Here is a 4810-nt window from a genome sequence, read left to right as displayed (position 1 = left end):
TTTTGATTAGAGCAGTGAGGTATAGGGGCAACCCGAAATGGGTTGGTGACACTAGCTTTTGTCCAACGGTCAGTTCGCGTGTCACGACTACACATCTGATTTTCCGCTTACCAATCAGTTTAACACAAAGCCGTCCTAAAAGGGCGAGGCTTTAAACCCAATTTTTCGGTAAAGATAAAAAAAGCTAAACTGCAAGTATAGTCAGGGTTTCGGCCTTGGCTTCCCCTCTCGGCATCCACAGGAAACTATGGTAGGCTTGATTATGGTGACAAAATCAGGGAAAGGGCAATGGCTAAGGGAAAGATGTATGATTTGTCCGAATCGGATTACTATAGGTAAACTCTTGGATAAGAATCCTCGACTGACGGGTAGAATGATAGATAGCAATAATTAATAGAGCTTATGAACGACAATGCTACACCGACTCAGCGCACGGCGGAGAAAGTTGAAATCGCTATTCACCTTGACTCGGAAGTTTTAGAACAGATTAAACACCTGACTAACGATCCTAGTCGCATTATCGAAACGGCGATTAAACAGTGGCTAAGAGGGGAAAGGGAACCGGATGAGGACTTAACCCGCCATCTTCGACGCAATCCTCCCGTCCCACCCAAAGGGGAATGGAATGACTAAGATTTTTCAGTCTCTAATAGGTTATTTCCCGACGGAGAGACTGAAATATTTTCTTAGGTCAACCATTGATGGTAATTGAGATTTTTTCCCCAACTAAGCTGGTCATACTAAATTCGTTGAGTATAGGCTACATATCAGGACAGGCAAAAGGGGGAATAGATAATCAGTTTTTAATAAACGGATTTAGGATCATTTTGCTTGGGTACTGACAGGAGGAACAAAACTGATGCAGATAGAAATTGGGCGCTGCGATGCTATCAAAGTTGCTCAGGATATCCTAGAGATGGAAGGGGTGCAAGGCAGCTACGAAGTTATCTCCGAAGAGGAGAAAGAGGGAACCCTTGCCACCATCGCCACCATCATCGGCATTATTAGCGGAACAATCGCCATCGCTGAGAAATTTTACCAATTAAAGCGAAAAATTGACTCTCCTGAAACCCCGAAAATCGAACGGGTGTTAATTGTCAGCAAAAACGGCGATCGCCTGATGCTCAAAGATGCTACCCTAGAGCAACTACAAAAACTCTTGGAACAAGAAAAATCACAGCAATTCTAAATTTGCCCTGTAGCAAGGCTTTTGGGAGTTAGTTCGCATAATACGGGGTAAAATTCAATGGGATGGCGAATTTCATTTCACGAGTCTTCGGGCTTTTGACGTGATAGTACACCCAAAGTTGCCCCAAAAATCCCCCTTTAAAATGTTCTTTAAATCCCTAAAAGGCTTGCTGTGTCTAAAACTGAGAATTGCTGGAAAAATCATGAATATACTGCATATTGATCTTCACATGAAGATACTGCATATTGATCTTCAGGAGAGGGGTAGCAATAGCGTTGAGTTCCGATTTTTCTGGGATAACCCCAACCAGACTCGTACCTACACAAGATCGTTGAGTGAAATCAATAACCTGAGTGATAGGGCCGACACCGATTACTATACCCGTTTACCGGAAGATCACGCCACAACAGGACAACGTTTGTACCAATGGTTAGATGGTACGGAGCGCATTCTACAGAACGAATTAGATAGCCCCCGGGGAGAGGAAATAATAGTTCTGGCTATCAGCACCAGCAAAAGATTAGTCCATCTACCCTGGGAATTATTACACGATGGTCAGGGTTTTCTGGTGTCTAAGCTTCCCGCTATTGTTCCCCTGCGGTGGATGAAAACCGATAATGAAAGCCTGTTAACTGTGGACAACAACCCGCAGGATCGAGCCTTAAATGTAGTTTTCATGGCAAGTTCTGCTAAGGGTGTAACGCCTATACTAGACTTTGAGGCAGAAGAAGGGAAGATACTGAAAGCAACTAGAGGAAAACCCCTATCTTTAACCGTTGAAGAGAGCGGATGTATTAAAGAATTAGGCGAACTGATAGCCAGTAAAGATAGGGGATACTTCGATGTTATCCACTTGAGCGGACACGCTACCATCAAGGATCGGAAACCCTATTTTATTACCGAGACGGAATACGGAGATAGGCAAGATACCAGCGCCGAAGATATTGCCAGAGAATTACAGTTTAATTTACCCAAGCTTTTGTTTTTATCAGGGTGTCGGACAGGCTACTCCGATGGTGATGAGATCCTTTCGATGGCCGAGAAGTTATTAGAAAATGGGGCTAAAGCTGTTTTGGGGTGGGGTCAACCCGTCAGGGATAACGAAGCTGCTGACACGGCGGCCATCCTCTATGAAAAGCTTTCCCAAGGCTTTACTTTAAGCGAGTCGTTAGCTTTTGCCTATCAGAAATTATTAGGAAATCAGGCGAGGGATTGGCATTGTTTACGCCTTTATGTCCGGGGAAGTATCCCAGAAGCTTTGGTAAGGAGAGGACAGAAAAAACCTTTACCTCCCGTATCCTTTGTTGACCAATTTGTGGACCCAGAAACGAAATATTTGCGGGTAGCCACACGGGAAACTTTTATCGGTCGCCGCCGTGATCTTCAGGATTGCTTGCAAGTGCTGAAAAAACCCTTTGATAATTCTAAAGCAATTCATAAAGCTGGGGTTTTCTTGCAAGGTTTTGGTGGTAACGGGAAAAGTACCCTCGCCGCTCGTCTGTGCGATCGCCTTCCAGACTATACTAAGCTTGTCTGGTGGCAACAAATTAATCAAACTAGCTTAGTTGATACCCTAGCTAAAAAATTAGATCGTCCACAACGTCAAATCCTTCGAGATTCTAACGAGGAGCTAGACTATCGCTTAAGGGATGTTTTTGGTCAGTTAAACCAGCCTCTTTTGCTTATTCTTGATGATTTCGAGTGGAACTTGGAATGCCCTTCATCCAGCGATGACTATATCCTTAAAGCAGGGGTAGCCCCCCTATTACAAGCTCTCGTTGAGGCGATACAGGAAACCAAGTACTATCATCGCCTGATTATTACCTCGCGCTATACCTTCAATTCCCGTCTATTAGCGGAATTTTATCATCTGAACTCTTTGCCTTCTCTCAAATACAAAGAGTCCGATTTAGAAAAGAAACTGCGGCGGTTAGAGCATTTTAGTTCGGGTAAGTATATAGAAAGAGCTTTAAATCTTGCTGATGGCAACCCCCGTCTGTTGGAATGGCTCAACAATGAGGTTTTAAGTTCACGGGACATAGATGCTAAATTGCAGTCATTTGAGAATGGATCTGATGTTACTTGGCGCGATAAGATAGTCTGGCGGTTAGAAGAAGAACCGCAACTATTGACGGATGAAGCTCTTGAAAAAGTGGTCAGTAATTGTCTTATTTATAACCTCCCTGTCCCTTTTGCTGCTTTAGAAGCGGTTTGTCAATCTGTTCCCAACTATCAGAAAAAATTACAACAGGGAAAGGATAAAAGCTTGATCGAGGTAATCCACAATGACGACAGAGAAACCCTCTACCGCGCCTCCCACATCAAACACATTAACCCCCATATCGAGCTTCCCAAAGATGCAAGTAAGCTTTCTGATTTAGCGGGAACAGCAGCCAAGGCTTTAACCGAACTTTGGGGGAATGAAGAGAACAACAATGAGGAAAGATGGGCAGAGATTTTCCGTCTGGCTTTTGCAGAGACAGAAAACCCCGAAAGGTTCAGGGAACAATTCGATAAGATGATCTCGGTACCATATAACCAATCAGCTGATAGTGCCTACGAAAAAGAACTGAGAAAACAGAGGGAACATCTCATAGAAAACCAAGAACAAATCTATCAAAATTTAGAGGAGTACCTAGAGCAACAGGATTGGAAAAAAGCCGACTACGAAACCGCTTTCATTATGTACCAGTGGATGGTCATAAAAAATTATACTGACTTTTATGAGCTTTATACAATGGTATCCTTAGACATAATCGATGAGATTGACCGTCTCTGGATGGACTACAGCGAAGAGAAATTTGGTATCAAGGGACAGGCGAAAATTTACCGTGACCTTGTTGGTGGGACAGGAGAATATAACGATGAAATATGGGATCGTTTTGGCGATCTCGTAGGTTGGAAACAAGGAGAACGATGGTTTAATTTGGACAATATGGAAGTAGCATATCGTACTCCAGAAACCCATTATAATCACTTCCCCTTACTAATGTACTGCCGAGGAGATTTGCGTAGTTGGGACATTTGGAGTCAGGTTTACTGGGGTTTTTATGGGAGGCTGGCTTATCCTGGGAGGAATCTGGGTATTGGATCTCTTCTCTCGCGTCAAGACTTAAAGGACTGTAGCATATAGGGTTACAAGATTTTGTGAACAATTATTAACGAGTAATTTTCCACGAAGCCATGCGGGTTCTGGGTTTTCGATACCTGTCACCGAGGGGTCAGCCACTCGCCCGATGTTTTTGTAGTATGGTTCCTACTAGAAAGTTATGGGTGAGAAAATCTTTGTGTTCTTTGTGCCTTTGTGGTTCTTTCTTGCGCTTTTTGGTAATCTTCACTGCAAATCATCCCATGTAGAATTATCCGGCAATTTATCGATTAAATTTCTGGCTTTTTGTTTAATGTTTTTTATTTCCATGATGGTTTCCAAAATGACTCCTGACAATGGATAATTATCAACTATTCATTATTAATTAAAAGGGCGATCGCAAAATTACGCCTTCTTAAAAAAGAAATTAAACACCTTAAGCAAAACCCAAAGGTTGAAACTGAGCATCATTGATAATTTTAACCGTTTCCCCCGACTGCTTAATCACAAACAAACCGCGCCGATAGGCATAG

Annotated in this window: 3 protein-coding genes and 1 pseudogene; 3 read left to right on the top strand and 1 reads right to left on the bottom strand. The window is 42.9% G+C overall.

What is annotated here, in order from left to right; genetic code table 11:
• Window positions 1-402 precede the first annotated feature (402 nt).
• The 3 genes from IM477_RS19495 (at window position 403) to IM477_RS19485 (ending at window position 4322) form a co-directional block, all read left to right on the top strand.
• The gene (locus tag IM477_RS19495; RefSeq protein WP_287733140.1) at window positions 403-633 is read left to right on the top strand and encodes a hypothetical protein; all 231 of its coding nucleotides are present in this window, start codon (window positions 403-405) and stop codon (window positions 631-633) included.
• Window positions 634-859: 226 nt separating this feature from the next.
• The gene (locus IM477_RS19490; RefSeq protein WP_287733139.1) at window positions 860-1189 is read left to right on the top strand and encodes a hypothetical protein; all 330 of its coding nucleotides are present in this window, start codon (window positions 860-862) and stop codon (window positions 1187-1189) included.
• A 229-nt stretch (window positions 1190-1418) separates the two neighbouring features.
• Window positions 1419-4322 (top strand): CHAT domain-containing protein, encoded by a 2904-nt coding sequence (locus tag IM477_RS19485; protein WP_287733141.1) that lies wholly within the window; start codon window positions 1419-1421, stop codon window positions 4320-4322.
• 391 nt (window positions 4323-4713) lie between these two features.
• Here IM477_RS19485 and IM477_RS19480 read toward each other — a convergent pair.
• Window positions 4714-4810 (bottom strand): annotated as a pseudogene (locus IM477_RS19480) (DUF3782 domain-containing protein); the annotation flags it as partial.

The sequence above is a fragment of the Microcystis sp. M090S1 genome (genome assembly GCF_020246295.1).
GTDB classification, from domain to species: domain Bacteria; phylum Cyanobacteriota; class Cyanobacteriia; order Cyanobacteriales; family Microcystaceae; genus Microcystis; species Microcystis aeruginosa.
The sequence above is the reverse complement of the archived record's forward strand: the minus strand, read 5'-3'. Positions and strand labels throughout refer to the sequence as shown.